The 12,606-nt window shown below is 66.3% G+C and carries 12 protein-coding genes; 7 read left to right on the forward strand and 5 right to left on the reverse strand.

Annotated elements, in window-relative coordinates:
* The first annotated feature begins 27 nt into the window (after positions 1 to 27).
* Positions 28 to 819, forward strand: a complete 792-nt coding sequence (locus HNQ66_RS09185; RefSeq protein WP_184143344.1) for a LytTR family transcriptional regulator DNA-binding domain-containing protein — start codon at positions 28 to 30, stop codon at positions 817 to 819.
* 79 nt (positions 820 to 898) lie between these two features.
* Positions 899 to 1,558, forward strand: a complete 660-nt coding sequence (locus HNQ66_RS09190) for a dihydrofolate reductase family protein (protein WP_184143346.1) — start codon at positions 899 to 901, stop codon at positions 1,556 to 1,558.
* Positions 1,559 to 1,562: 4 nt separating this feature from the next.
* Here the strand turns inward: HNQ66_RS09190 and HNQ66_RS09195 are convergent, their stop codons facing one another.
* Positions 1,563 to 2,450, reverse strand: coding sequence for a LysR family transcriptional regulator (locus HNQ66_RS09195; protein ID WP_184143348.1), 888 nt, complete (start codon positions 2,448 to 2,450; stop codon positions 1,563 to 1,565).
* A gap of 109 nt (positions 2,451 to 2,559) precedes the next feature.
* On the opposite strand from HNQ66_RS09195, the gene blaOXA reads away from it, so the two are divergent.
* Both blaOXA and carB read left to right on the forward strand, forming a co-directional pair.
* The gene (gene blaOXA / locus HNQ66_RS09200) at positions 2,560 to 3,366 is read left to right on the forward strand and encodes a class D beta-lactamase (RefSeq protein WP_184143350.1); all 807 of its coding nucleotides are present in this window, start codon (positions 2,560 to 2,562) and stop codon (positions 3,364 to 3,366) included.
* A gap of 208 nt (positions 3,367 to 3,574) precedes the next feature.
* Positions 3,575 to 7,057, forward strand: coding sequence for a carbamoyl-phosphate synthase large subunit (gene carB, locus HNQ66_RS09205; RefSeq protein ID WP_184143352.1), 3,483 nt, complete (start codon positions 3,575 to 3,577; stop codon positions 7,055 to 7,057).
* Between the two features lie 189 nt (positions 7,058 to 7,246).
* Here carB and HNQ66_RS09210 read toward each other — a convergent pair whose 3' ends face one another.
* From HNQ66_RS09210 to HNQ66_RS09220, 3 genes are all read right to left on the reverse strand, one after another.
* On the reverse strand, positions 7,247 to 8,212 hold the full coding sequence (locus HNQ66_RS09210) for an SDR family oxidoreductase (protein ID WP_184143354.1): 966 nt from the start codon (positions 8,210 to 8,212) through the stop codon (positions 7,247 to 7,249).
* 10 nt (positions 8,213 to 8,222) lie between these two features.
* Positions 8,223 to 8,585, reverse strand: a complete 363-nt coding sequence (locus tag HNQ66_RS09215; protein ID WP_184143846.1) for a hypothetical protein — start codon at positions 8,583 to 8,585, stop codon at positions 8,223 to 8,225.
* A gap of 208 nt (positions 8,586 to 8,793) precedes the next feature.
* Positions 8,794 to 9,057 (reverse strand): hypothetical protein, encoded by a 264-nt coding sequence (locus HNQ66_RS09220; protein ID WP_184143356.1) that lies wholly within the window; start codon positions 9,055 to 9,057, stop codon positions 8,794 to 8,796.
* A gap of 229 nt (positions 9,058 to 9,286) precedes the next feature.
* Here HNQ66_RS09220 and greA point away from each other — a divergent pair, with 229 nt between their 5' ends.
* Complete coding sequence (greA, locus tag HNQ66_RS09225) at positions 9,287 to 9,763, forward strand: transcription elongation factor GreA (RefSeq protein ID WP_184143358.1); 477 nt, start codon at positions 9,287 to 9,289, stop codon at positions 9,761 to 9,763.
* A 25-nt stretch (positions 9,764 to 9,788) separates the two neighbouring features.
* A complete protein-coding gene (locus HNQ66_RS09230) occupies positions 9,789 to 10,838 on the forward strand; it encodes a glycosyltransferase (protein ID WP_184143360.1) in 1,050 nt (349 codons plus the stop codon).
* A 22-nt stretch (positions 10,839 to 10,860) separates the two neighbouring features.
* On the opposite strand, the gene HNQ66_RS09235 is transcribed toward HNQ66_RS09230, so the two are convergent.
* Complete coding sequence (locus HNQ66_RS09235; RefSeq protein WP_184143362.1) at positions 10,861 to 11,328, reverse strand: Lrp/AsnC family transcriptional regulator; 468 nt, start codon at positions 11,326 to 11,328, stop codon at positions 10,861 to 10,863.
* A 248-nt stretch (positions 11,329 to 11,576) separates the two neighbouring features.
* Here HNQ66_RS09235 and trxB point away from each other — a divergent pair, with 248 nt between their 5' ends.
* Entirely contained in the window at positions 11,577 to 12,566 is a 990-nt protein-coding gene (gene trxB, locus HNQ66_RS09240; RefSeq protein ID WP_184143364.1) for a thioredoxin-disulfide reductase, read from the forward strand.
* The last annotated feature ends 40 nt before the right edge of the window (positions 12,567 to 12,606 follow it).

The following is a 12,606-nucleotide window of genomic DNA, read 5'->3' on the forward strand; positions in this document are numbered from 1 at the left end:
CTTTGGCCCGAACGGACGGAAAACTTCGTGAAAAGCCCCTTCCTGCAATCCGCGCTTCGTGAACTGCAGATCTTCCTGCGCTCGCCGCGCTTCTGGGCGACCTTTGCGGCGGTCGTGCTGATCTTCTGGGTGACGGGCCCCTACGGCACCGCCGAGCGGCTCGCCGCCGTGCCGCGCCTCGGCTTCTGGTTCGTGCTGCATGCCGTCGCCTGGAGCATCGCGGTCGTCACTATCGTCCTCGTCGACACGGCGTTGCGGCCGCGCATGCCGAGCCTCCCTGGCCGCATGGCCGTGGGCACGGTCGTCGCGGGCGTTCCGGTGGGGCTGGCGACGGAGGCGATCAGCCTCTTCACCTTCGGCGGCGAACCGACGCTTTCCACGCTTGCCGGCGGCATCGTGAGCGGCCTCCTCCTCTCCGCGCTCTTCTGCGGCCTCACCTTCCTCACGATGAGCAGCCGGCAGGCCGCCGCCCTTGCCGCCGCGCCGCCGCCGTCTGCCGAGGCGCCGTCCGACGTGCCGCTGCTGCGCCGCCTCAAGCCCGAAAACCGCGGGCCCATCCTGCACATGACCGTCGCCGACCATTACACCGAGGTGACGACCAGCCGCGGGCGCGAACTCATCCTGCTGCGCTTTTCCGATGCGCTGGAGGAGGTCGGCGATACGCCCGGCCTCCAGGTGCACCGCTCGCATTTCGTGGCCGACGCCCATGTGGCAAGGCTCGTGCGCGCCGACGGGCGGCTTGCGGTCGTGCTCAGGGACGGCGCGGAAATCCCCGTCAGCCGCAGCCGCCTGGAGGCGGTGCGCTCCCGCTGGGACTGATTTTTTCGGGGCGCCTGTCGGATTGCCGTTCCGCCGCGCGTCTCTAGGTATCCTTCAACACCATGCCGGGAGAGACCCCATGCGAAAGATCATTGTCGGCGCCTTCGTCAGCCTCGACGGCGTCATGCAGGCGCCGGGCGGGCCCGAGGAGGATCCCATCGGCGGCTTCCGCTTCGGCGGCTGGGTGGCCCCGTTCTTCGACGAGAAGATGGGCGAGTCCGTCGGCGAGACCTTTGCCAAACCCTTCGACCTGCTGCTCGGCCGCAAGACCTACGATATCTTCGCCGCCCACTGGCCCTATGCGGCGGCGGACGATCCCATCGGCCCGCTCTTCGACCGCATCGACAAATTTGTCGCAACGCGCAACCCGGCCTTCGCGCCCACCTGGCAGAACAGCCATGTGCTCGGTCCGGACGCCGTCGCCGCCGTGCGCGCCCTCAAGGCGGGCGAGGGTCCCGACCTCCTCACACAGGGCTCCACCGAATTCCTGAAGGCGCTGTTCGAGAACGACCTCGTCGACGAGATCCACGTCTCGATCTTCCCGGTCATCCTCGGCAAGGGCAAGCGGCTCTTCGCGGACGCCTCCTTCCCGCGCGCGCTGACGCTGATCTCCTCGAAGACCAGCGACACGGGCGTGACGATGAACCAATATGCCCGCGCCGGCGAGGTCGCCACCGGCTCTTTCGAGTTCGACACGCCGACCGACGCCGAGCTGGAACGCCGCCGCAACCTCACCTGACGGCTCAGGCGAGGCCCTCCCCCGCTACCGTCTCCTCCAGCCAGGCGGCGAAGGCGGACATGGCGGGGGTGACGCTGCGCGATTGCAGCCGCGTCAGCCAGTAGCTGCCGAGCGCGACGCTCGTCGCAAAGGGCTGGACGACAGCCCTGGAGGCGAGCAGGCGCGAAAACATCAGCGGCGGCGCGAGCCCGACGCCGACGCCCTGCAACACCGCTTCCATCATGGCGAGCGAGGTATCGAAGACGACCGCGTTCTGCGGCGGCGGCGTGCGCGGCAGGCCGGCGGCCTCGAACCAGCGCGTCCACTCGTCGCGCCGGTAGGAGCGCAGCAGCGTCAGGCAAAGAAGGTCCGCCGGCTCCTTCAGGTCCCTGGCGACCGCCGGCACGGCGAGAACGGAAAGCGGCGCCTCGAAGAGGCGGACGGCATCCGTGCCGTGCCATGCGCCCGTGCCGAAGCGGATGGCGAAATCGAGGCCTTCGGCGGCAAGGTCGACCCGGTTGTTGTTGGTCGAAAGCCGCACCTCCACGTAAGGGTGGCGCTCGCGGAAGGCGGCAAGGCGCGGCAGCAGCCAGCCGACGGTGAAGGTGCCGACCGCACCCACCGTCAGGATCTCCCGCACATGCCCGCCGCGAAAACGCTCCAGCGCATCGGCCATGCGGTCGAAGCCGTCGCGCAGCACCGGCAAAAGGCTTTCGCCCTCCGCCGTGATCATCAGCCCGCGCGGCAGGCGCTTGAAGAGCGCGACCCCGAGCTGGTCTTCGAGGCTTTTGACCTGATGGCTGACGGCCGCCTGCGTCACGTTCAGCTCGATCGCCGCCCGCGTGAAGGAGAGATGCCGGGCGGAAGCCTCGAAGGCGCGGAAGGCGTTGAGCGGCAGATAAGGCCGAACCATGGCAATGCCCTAATTTTCCTAATGGCTGAGACCAGTATTCATCTTTTGTCAGGCCACAAGAGCACTGCTATCCATGGGATGCAAGCCATTCATATTTCGAGGAAACGCGATGGATTTTCGTCTTGTCGCGGCCAGCGCCCTGCTAGCCGCCGGCTTCTCCGCGCCCGCCGAAGCCCGTATTATTTGTACAATCGTCGCCGATGCGGCCAGCGACGACATCATCCTGGAGAAGGGCGACTGCAAGACGCGCGTCACGCCCGCCTCCACCTTCAAGGTGCCCCTGGCGGTGATGGGCTACGATTCCGGTTTCCTGGAAAATGCCGAGGAGCCGGTGCTGCCCTTCATGGAAGGCTATCCCGACTGGGGCGGCGATGCCTGGCGCCAGCCGACGACGCCGAAGCGCTGGCTGGAATATTCCGTCGTCTGGTATTCGCAGCAGATCACCAGGTTCCTCGGCTACGAGCAGTTGCGCGACTATGCCGAGGCCTTCGACTACGGCAATGCCGACATGACGGGCGACCCCGGCAAGGACAACGGCCTCGAGCGTGCCTGGATCGCCTCCTCGCTGAAAATCTCGCCGCGCGAGCAGGTCGCCTTCCTGAGGAAGCTGGTCAACCACGAACTGCCCGTCTCCGCCGACGCGATGGATGCGGCCATGACGATCGTCGAGCGGCGCGACATCGCGGAGGGCTGGGGCGTGCAGGGCAAGACCGGCATGGCCTATTCGAAAAAGCCCGACGGAACGCCGAACTACGGCCGCCCCTACGGCTGGTATATCGGCTGGGCGAGCCGCGACGACCGCACCGTCGTCTTCGCCCGGCTGATCCAGGATGAAAGGAAGCAGACGTCCCGCACGAGCCTGCGGGCACGCGACACCATTCTGCGGGAACTGCCGGCCATCCTGGCGGCGGAGTGAACGGCGGCCTCGTGCGGCAGCCGCGCCGTAACGAGGCCCCGCATTTTCCTGTCGATTCGGCGATTTTCGGGGTTCCGCTCTCCTCCGCATTTGCCTATAAGCCGCTTCTAGCCTTGAAAGACCATTTTTGCGCGCCCGGCCCGGTGAACCCATCGCCATGCCGGTTTTTTCGCGCACGCGGCCGAAGCGAACGAGAACGGATAGAGAGATGCCCAAGCGCCAAGATTTGAAATCGATCCTCATCATCGGCGCGGGGCCGATCGTCATCGGGCAGGCCTGCGAATTCGACTATTCCGGCACCCAGGCCTGCAAGGCGCTGAAGGAGGAAGGCTACCGCGTCATCCTCGTCAACTCCAACCCGGCGACGATCATGACCGATCCGGGCCTTGCCGACGCGACCTATGTCGAGCCGATCACCCCCGAAGTCGTCGCCAAGATCATCGCCAAGGAGCGACCCGACGCGCTGCTGCCGACCATGGGCGGCCAGACGGCGCTCAACACGGCGCTCTCCCTGAAGCGCATGGGCGTGCTCGACCGTTATAATGTCGAGATGATCGGCGCCAAGCCGGAAGCCATCGACAAGGCCGAGGACCGCGCGCTCTTCCGCGAGGCCATGGCGAAGATCGGCCTCGAAACGCCGAAGTCGATGCTGGCCAACGCCACCGACATCAAGGAACTGGACCGCAAGGCCCATGAGGCCGAGCGCGCCAAGCTCAAGGCCGAGCTTTCCGGCGATGCGCTCGACAAGGCGCTGGACGAGCTGGAGAACCGCTGGAACCTCGGCGAGACCGACCGCAAGCAGCGCTACATGAGCCATGCCATGGCCATCGGTGCGCAGGCGCTGGACGAGATCGGCCTTCCCGCCATCATCCGCCCGTCCTTCACGCTCGGCGGCACCGGCGGCGGCATCGCCTACAACCGCTCGGAATTCTTCGACATCGTCTCCGGCGGCCTCGACGCCTCGCCGACGACGGAAGTGCTCATCGAGGAGTCCGTCCTCGGCTGGAAGGAGTACGAGATGGAAGTGGTCCGCGACAAGGCGGACAACTGCATCATCATCTGCTCCATCGAGAACATCGATCCGATGGGCGTCCACACGGGCGACTCGATCACCGTCGCCCCTGCCCTGACGCTGACGGACAAGGAATACCAGATCATGCGCAACGCCTCGATCGCGGTGCTGCGCGAGATCGGCGTGGAGACCGGCGGGTCGAACGTGCAGTTCGCCGTCAACCCGGCAAACGGCCGCCTCGTCGTCATCGAGATGAACCCACGCGTCTCGCGCTCCTCCGCACTCGCCTCCAAGGCGACCGGCTTCCCCATCGCCAAGATCGCCGCCAAGCTCGCCATCGGCTACACGCTCGACGAATTGGAAAACGACATCACCGGCGGCGCGACCCCGGCCTCGTTCGAGCCGTCCATCGACTACGTGGTCACGAAGATTCCGCGCTTCGCCTTCGAGAAGTTCCCCGGCGCCGAGCCGACGCTGACCACCGCCATGAAGTCGGTCGGCGAGGTCATGGCCATCGGCCGCACCTTCGCCGAATCGCTCCAGAAGGCCCTGCGCGGCCTCGAAACGGGCCTGACCGGCCTCGACGAGATCGAGATCCCCGGCCTTGGCGACGGCAACGACAAGAACGCCATCCGCGCCGCCATCTCTACCCCGACGCCGGACCGCCTGCGCATGGTCGCCCAGGCCCTGCGCCTCGGCCTGACGCTGGAAGAGGTGCATGAGGGCTCGAAGATCGACCCGTGGTTCCTCGAGCAGTTCAAGGCGATCGTCGACATGGAGGCCCGCATCCGCGAGCACGGCCTGCCGGAGGACGCCGAGAACCTGCGCATGCTGAAGGCCATGGGCTTCTCCGACGCGCGCCTTGCCACCCTTTCCGGCAAGCGCCCCAAGGAAGTCGCCGAGCTGCGCAACGGCCTCAACGTCCGCCCGGTCTTCAAGCGCATCGATACCTGCGCGGCCGAATTCGCCTCGCCGACGGCCTACATGTACTCGACCTACGAGACGCCGTTCGCGGGCGCCACGCGCTCGGAAGCCGGCATTTCGGACCGCAAGAAGGTCGTCATCCTCGGCGGCGGGCCGAACCGCATCGGCCAGGGCATCGAGTTCGACTATTGCTGCTGCCATGCCGCCTTCGCGCTGAAGGATGCCGGCTATGAGGCGATCATGGTCAACTGCAACCCGGAAACCGTCTCGACCGACTACGACACCTCCGACCGCCTCTATTTCGAGCCGCTGACGGCCGAGGACGTCATCGAGATCCTGAAAGCCGAGCAGACCAACGGCGAGGTCGTCGGCGTCATCGTGCAGTTCGGCGGCCAGACGCCGCTGAAGCTCGCCGAAGCGCTGGAAAAGAACGGCATCCCGATCCTCGGCACCGCGCCCGACATGATCGACCTTGCCGAGGACCGCGACCGCTTCCAGAAGCTTTTGATGAAGCTCGACCTGATGCAGCCGAACAACGGCATCGCCTATTCGGTCGAGCAGGCCCGCCTCGTCGCCGGCGAGATCGGCTTCCCGCTGGTCGTGCGCCCGTCCTACGTGCTCGGCGGGCGCGCCATGCAGATCATCCATTCGGAAGGCCAGCTCCAGACCTACCTGCTCGATACCGTGCCGGAACTGGTGCCGGAGGACATCAAGCAGCGCTACCCGAACGACAAGACCGGCCAGATCAATACGCTGCTCGGCAAGAACCCGCTGCTCTTCGACAGCTACCTGTCGAACGCCGTGGAAGTCGACGTCGACGCGCTCAGCGACGGCAAGGACGTCTTCGTCTCCGGCATCATGGAGCACATCGAGGAAGCCGGCATCCATTCGGGCGACTCGGCCTGCTCGCTGCCGGTCCACACGCTCTCCACCGAGATCGTCGACGAACTGGAGCGCCAGACCAAGGCGCTCGCCAAGGCGCTCAACGTCGGCGGCCTGATGAACGTGCAGTACGCCATCAAGGACGGCACAATCTACGTGCTGGAAGTGAACCCGCGCGCCTCGCGCACGGTGCCCTTCGTCGCCAAGACCATCGGCGCGCCGATCGCCAAGATCGCCGCCCGCGTCATGGCCGGCGAAGGCCTTGATGCGGCGATCGCCGCCTACGGCAAGAAGCCGGATCCGCGCAACCTCAAGCACATCGCCGTCAAGGAGGCCGTGTTCCCCTTCGCCCGCTTCCCGGGCGTCGACACGCTGCTCGGCCCGGAAATGCGCTCGACCGGCGAGGTCATCGGCCTCGACACGGACTTCGCGCTGGCCTTCGCCAAGTCGCAGCTCGGCGCCGGCGTCGACCTGCCGCGCGGCGGCACGGTCTTCGTTTCCGTTCGCGACGAGGACAAGGACCGCGTGCTGACGGCCGTGCGCCTCCTCACCGACATCGGCTTCAAGGTCATGGCGACCTCCGGCACCGCCCGCTTCCTTGCCGAAAAGGGCATCGAGGCGGTGAAGGTCAACAAGGTGCAGGAAGGCCGTCCGCATGTCGAGGACGCCATCCGCAACCGCCAGGTCAGCCTCGTCATCAACACGACGGACAGCAGCAAGGCGATTTCCGACTCGAAGTCGCTCCGCCGCGCCGCCCTGATGCAGAAGGTGCCCTACTACACCACCATGGCCGGCGCCGAGGCCGCCGCCCAGGCCATCAAGGCCCTCAAGCAGGGACAACTGGAAGTCCGCCCGCTGCAGGCGTATTTCTGAGAGAGAAAAGCCCGGGACTTTTAGACGCCCGGCCCTCTCCTCCTCCGTCATGCTCGGGCTTGACCCGAGCATCCACCCGACGGGGTGATATCTGGATCCTCGGCTCAAGGCCGAGGATGACGCCTGAGGGCGGAGTGAGGTTCGTCATCAAGTCAGGCCGGGCGGTTCACCGCCCGGCCTTTTTCGTCCTCAATACCCGCCGATGATCGGCAGCACCTCTCCGGTGATGTAGCTGGAGCAGTGCGGCGAGGCGAGGAAGACGTAGGCGGGGGCGAGTTCTTCCGGCTGGGCGGGGCGTTTCATCGGCGTCTTGGCGCCGAATTTCGCGACGTCCCCGGCCTCCTTGTCGGAGGGGTTGAGCGGGGTCCAGACCGGACCCGGCGCGACTGCGTTGACGCGGATGCCGCGCGGCACGAGCTGGCTGGCGAGCGAACGGGTGAAGGCGTGGATGCCGCCCTTCGTCATCGAATAGTCGAGGAGGTCCTTGGAGCCCTCGAGCCCGGTGACCGAGCCGGTGTTGACGATGGCCGAGCCCGGCTCCATGTGCGGCACCGCCGCCTGCGCCATGAAGAAATAGCCGTAGAGATTGGTCTTCAGCGTCTCGTCGAAATGCTCTTCCGAAAGGTCGAGAATATCCTTGCTATGCACCTGGAAGGCGGCGTTGTTGACGAGGACGTCGAGCCGGCCGAGGTCCTTCACCACGCACTTGACCGTCTGCGCGCAGAAAGCCTTGTCCTTGACGTCGCCGGCAAAGGCCATGCAGCGGCGTCCCTCCGCCTCGACGGCGGCAATCGTCTCCTTCGCATCCGCACCCTCGGCAAGGTGGACGATGGCGACATCGGCCCCCTCGCGCGCGAAAAACACCGCGACGGCCCGGCCGATGCCGGAATCGCCGCCCGTGATGAGCGCCACCTTGTCCTTCAGCTTTTCCGAGCCCTTGTAGAAGGGCGCATCGTACATCGGCGGCGGATCGAGCTTTGCCTCGTGGCCGGGCTTGGGCTGGTGCTGTTCGGGAAAGGGCGGAACGGGATAGGGCCGCGCGCCGGCCTGCATGGCCCCGGGCTTGCCGCCGCCTCCCTTGCGGTCGGCCTTCGCCACCTCCTCCTGGATATCGCGCTGCTTCTCCACGGTTCTCGCGGACTGGCTCGGGGTCATGACGGTCTCCTCAGAATTCGCTGGGGCGGATGTTGTCGACGCGGACGGTGCCGGCGACGACCTCGCGCGGCCCCTCCACCGGATAGGACGGGTCCGTCTCGTCGATCACGGTGTAGAGCTTCTCGTTGCGGAAGGCGCTCGACGAGGTCGTGGAATTGCCGTCGGCGGGCAGCGCATCGATCTCCATGAAGTCGAGCTCGGCTTCCGCCGCCACGACGCGCGCATCGCCGCTGGAGCGGGCGCGCACCACGACCTCGCCCTGGTTCGGCGCATTGTCCCAGTTCGTGTCGTTCGCCGCGGCGACGGGAACGAGCCGGAAGAGTTTCAACTGCTCGACGTCGGAATAGTCGGCAACGGGCGCGGGCGTTTCCATGGCAGGCGTCACAGCACCCTCGCTGCCGGCGAGAACGCGCGGCACGGCGCCCGGAACACCGTTCTCACCGCGCTCTTCGAAGGAAGGCGCGTCCGAGGCGGCCGCCTGACGGCGTCCCTCGTCGTATTTCGCCTGATCACCGGTGACTTCACCGGAAAACTGCTTCCAGTAAGCGGAAATCTTCTCCATCACACCCATCGTTCAATCCTCACTGTTTGGTTTCGACGCGGGCCATCGCCGCCGCCAGGATGCCGCGAATCTCGTCGTCGGCGATCTGCTGGGCGGCAAAGGCTGGGTCGGGCTCGATGCCCGGATCCTCCTCATGGTCCATGACCGTTTCCGTGCTTTGCGCCATGGCGACGAGCGCCGCGCGCGCCTCGGGGATGGCGGCGACCACGGAGATCAACTCCACCAGCAGGCGCCGATGCGCGTTGATCCTGCCTTCCAGATGCGCCGAATTGTCGATGGCCATGCCTTGCTCCCGCGTTCTTCCGGCTAACGGAGGCGCCGGGGGATTGTTCCGGCGGCTGTGGGCAGCAGGAGCCGGCCGGCGAAATAACTGGCCTTCGGGACGGGCGATCTGCTATAAGGGGTGTTCAAATGCTTTCGACGGTTCCGGGGAAAACTCTCCGGAGACCGTTTTCTTTTTGCGTTCGCGCGGGTCCTTTGCCCGGGCGGCGCGGTATGAAGGACGGGAAAAAATGGTTGAAAAGGTACCGATGACTCAGGACGGGTTCGTCAAGCTGCAGGAAGAACTGCGCTGGCGCCAGCAGGAAGAGCGTCCGCGAATCATCGAGGCGATCGCCGAAGCGCGCGCCCATGGCGACCTTTCGGAAAATGCCGAATACCATGCCGCCAAGGAAGCGCAGAGCCACAACGAAGGCCGCATCACGGAGCTGGAAGACTTCGTCGCGCGCGCCGAGGTCATCGACCTGTCCAAGATGTCCGGCTCCAAGATCAAGTTCGGCGCCCGCGTCAAGCTCGTCGACGAGGACACCGAGGAGGAGAAGGTCTACCAGATCGTCGGCGACCAGGAAGCCGACGTGAAGGCCGGCCGCATCTCCATCTCCTCGCCCATCGCCCGCGCGCTGATCGGCAAGGAAGTCGGCGATTCGATCGAGGTCAACGCGCCCGGCGGCTCCAAGGCCTACGAAATCCTCGCCGTCACCTGGGGCTGAGGCCCGCTTGCCGGGGGCCGGGGCGGTGGCCGACATCAAGGACGTGGACGTGATCGCGCCGAACTTCAAGCGCCGGCTCTCCGGCGTGACGTCGACGATCGTCCAGCTCGTGCCCTTCCAGGCGAAGCTCGGCACGCGCATCGCCGTGATCGGTCCGGGGCTGCCGGACAATGCCGGCCTGCCGAAGATCGGCTTTGCCGCGCTTCTCGGCCTCTGGCGCGCGCCCAGGGGGCGCAGGCACCGCATCTGGCACGCACGGCGCAACAACGAGATGGGCTTCGGCCTTTTCCTGCGCGATGTGCTGCGCATGCCGCTGAAGCTCGTCTTCACCTCGGCCGCGCAGCGTCGGCACAGCGCCTATACGCGCTTCCTCATCCGCCGGATGGACGCGGTGATCGCCACCAGCGACCGTTCCGCCTCCTTCCTCAAGGTGCCTTTCCGCGTCATCCACCACGGCGTCGATCTCGATGCCTTCCACCCGCCGCGCGGCGCGGACGACACCATCGCGGCCTCGGGCCTGCCGGGCCGCCATCTCGTCGGCTGCTTCGGCCGCATCCGCCACCAGAAGGGCACCGACCTCTTCGTACGGGCGATGATCGAGCTTCTGCCGCACCATCCGGACTGGACCGCCATCGTCTGCGGCCGCGCGACGGCGAGCCATACGGCCTTCGCCGACGGCCTCAGGGCCGAGATCGCCGCGGCCGGCCTTTCCGACCGCATCCTCTTCCTCGGCGAAGTGCCGGACGTGAAGGTCTGGTATCGCCGCCTCTCGCTCTACGTCGCCCCCTCGCGCAACGAGGGCTTCGGCCTGACGCCGCTCGAAGCCATGGCCTCGCAGACCGCCGTCGTCGCCAGCGATGCCGGCGCCTATGCCGAGATGATCACGCCCGGCAAGACCGGCGCCGTGGTACCGGCCGGCGACTACGAAGCGCTGCGCGAGGCCATCCGCCCCTATCTCGCCGACCCCGACATGACGGAACGCCACGCCGCGGCGGGCCTTGCCGAGGTGCGGGAGAATTTCGCGCTGGAGAACGAGGCGAAGGCGGTCAACGCAGTCTATGCGGGCTTGCTGTAACGGCCGGCGGCAAGCTACCCTCTTAAAGCTCCACCAGTCCCACCTTCTTCACCTGCCGGATCGTCAGCATGGTGCGCACAGTATCGACCTGCGGGTTGGCGGTCAGCTCTTCGATGACGAAGTCCTGGAAGCGCGTCAGGTTCTCGGCCACGCAATGCAGCAGGAAATCGCTGTCGCCGGAGACCATCCAGGCCTGGCGCACCATCGGCCAGGCGCTGGTCGCCAGCGCGAAGGCCTTGAGGTTCGCCTCCGACTGGTGCTTGAGGCCCACCATGCAGAAGGCGACGAGGTCGTAGCCGAGCGCGGGCGCGTTCAGCATCGCCGTATAGCCCTCGATGATGCCGGCCTCCTCCAGCTTGCGCACCCGCCGCAGGCACGGCGGGGCGGAGATGCCGGCGCGCGCGGCCAGCTCTACATTGGTCATCCGCCCGTCGGCCTGGAGCTCTTTCAGGATGCGGATGTCGATGGCGTCGAGTTCGGCACGAAACATGGGAATGGAAAGACCTTTCGGGAAGACGACCGGAAGTAACCCGAATCGCGTCATCGGCGCAAGATTGTTACTGGAAGAGGCACAAATATGTCACGCGCCGTCGCTTGCCTGTTGGCAAAGCGCCGCACGCACTTGAAACTGCCGGCAGTCCCCTCATAAATGAGGATCGAACAAAGACACGCTGGCCCGTGCCCTACGCGAGACCGCGCGGGCGGGCCGATTGGGCCACGTGCCCGGAAGGAACGACCATGTCCGCCCGCCCCGCTTCCTCGCGTCACGTCAAGGTGCTGATCATCGGCTCCGGCCCGGCCGGCTATACCGCCGCGATCTATACCGCCCGCGCCATGCTGGAGCCCGTGCTGATCGCCGGCATGGAACAGGGCGGCCAGCTCATGATCACCACGGATGTGGAGAACTATCCGGGCTATGCCGATCCGGTGCAGGGTCCGTGGATGATGGAGCAGATGCTCAAGCAGGCGAGCCATGTCGGCGCCGAGATCGTCAACGACCTCGTGACGAATGTCGATCTCGACGTGCGTCCCTTCCGCATCTCCACCGACAGCGGCACCGAATGGACCGCGGACGCGCTCATCATCGCGACGGGCGCCAAGGCCAAGTGGCTCGGCATCGAGACCGAGCACACGTTCATGGGCTTCGGCGTCTCGGCCTGCGCGACCTGCGACGGCTTCTTCTACCGCAACAAGGACGTCATCGTGGTCGGCGGCGGCAATTCGGCGGTGGAAGAGGCGCTCTACCTTTCCAACCTCGCAAAGACGGTCACCGTCGTGCATCGCCGCGATTCCTTCCGCGCGGAAAGAATCCTGCAGGAACGCCTGTTCGCCAAGGAGAACGTCAAGGTCGTCTGGGACCATGAGGTCGTCGAATATCTCGGCGCCGAGGCAAAGCCCCCGATGCCGGCCTCCGTCAACGGCGTGAAGCTGCGCAACGTCAAGACCGGCGAGACGCGCGACATGGTCACGGACGGCGTCTTCGTCGCCATCGGCCATGCACCGGCGGTCGAGCTCTTCAAGGGCAAGCTGCGCCAGAAGCCGAACGGCTACCTCTGGACCGCGCCCGATTCCACCGCGACCGACGTGCCGGGCGTTTTTGCCGCAGGCGACGTCACGGACGACATCTATCGCCAGGCGGTCACGGCCGCCGGCATGGGCTGCATGGCGGCCCTTGAAACCGAAAAATACCTTGCAGGTCATATGCCTGTCGCAATTGCGGCCGAGTAGAAGCCGCCAACAAAGGGCGGCGGACCCGGTCCGACCGCCC

It is taken from the genome of Shinella fusca, assembly GCF_014203155.1.
Taxonomy (GTDB): domain Bacteria; phylum Pseudomonadota; class Alphaproteobacteria; order Rhizobiales; family Rhizobiaceae; genus Shinella; species Shinella fusca.

Coding starts and splice junctions, on each gene's coding strand:
- HNQ66_RS09190 (WP_184143346.1), top strand. CDS start 899: ATGCGAAAGATCATTGTCGGCGCCTTCGTCAGCCTCGACGGCGTCATG.
- HNQ66_RS09195 (WP_184143348.1), bottom strand. CDS start 2,450: ATGGTTCGGCCTTATCTGCCGCTCAACGCCTTCCGCGCCTTCGAGGCT.
- blaOXA (WP_184143350.1), top strand. CDS start 2,560: ATGGATTTTCGTCTTGTCGCGGCCAGCGCCCTGCTAGCCGCCGGCTTC.
- carB (WP_184143352.1), top strand. CDS start 3,575: ATGCCCAAGCGCCAAGATTTGAAATCGATCCTCATCATCGGCGCGGGG.
- HNQ66_RS09210 (WP_184143354.1), bottom strand. CDS start 8,212: ATGACCCCGAGCCAGTCCGCGAGAACCGTGGAGAAGCAGCGCGATATC.
- HNQ66_RS09215 (WP_184143846.1), bottom strand. CDS start 8,585: ATGGAAACGCCCGCGCCCGTTGCCGACTATTCCGACGTCGAGCAGTTG.
- HNQ66_RS09220 (WP_184143356.1), bottom strand. CDS start 9,057: ATGGCCATCGACAATTCGGCGCATCTGGAAGGCAGGATCAACGCGCAT.
- greA (WP_184143358.1), top strand. CDS start 9,287: ATGGTTGAAAAGGTACCGATGACTCAGGACGGGTTCGTCAAGCTGCAG.
- HNQ66_RS09235 (WP_184143362.1), bottom strand. CDS start 11,328: ATGTTTCGTGCCGAACTCGACGCCATCGACATCCGCATCCTGAAAGAG.
- trxB (WP_184143364.1), top strand. CDS start 11,577: ATGTCCGCCCGCCCCGCTTCCTCGCGTCACGTCAAGGTGCTGATCATC.